The organism is Halorubrum sp. SP9 (assembly GCF_005435015.1).
Classification (GTDB): Archaea; Halobacteriota; Halobacteria; order Halobacteriales; family Haloferacaceae; genus Halorubrum; species Halorubrum sodomense.
The window spans coordinates 1-291 of the sequence record NZ_SGXU01000606.1 but is presented as its reverse complement, the minus strand read 5'-3'; the positions used below and the strand labels follow the sequence as shown (position 1 = coordinate 291).

The 291-nt window shown below is 67.7% G+C and carries 1 protein-coding gene; it reads right to left on the bottom strand.

What is annotated here, in order from left to right; all coding sequences use genetic code 11:
- The coding region (locus EXE45_RS18745) for a PAS domain S-box protein (RefSeq protein WP_137695187.1) at positions 1 to 291 on the bottom strand (291 nt) is incomplete at both ends.

Below are 291 nucleotides of genomic sequence, written 5' to 3'. Positions count from 1 at the left end.
CGGTGCGCCCCACGATGTCGTCGGGGTCGGTGTCGAGCGGGTCGAAGCCGCTCCCGGAGACGATCTGGTACCGAAACTCGCGGTCGACGTAGAAGACGCCGCCGTTCGGGAAGTTCTCCGCGAGCGTCCGGTACCGGGACTCGCTTTCCGCGAGCTCCTGCTCGCGCTGTTTCCGTTCGGTGATGTCGGTGATGAACCCCTCCAGGGCGTCCAGTTCGCCGTCGTCCGCGTACACGCCTCGCCCGCGCTCCCACATCCACCTCGTCTCGCCGTCCTCGGTGACGATGCGGT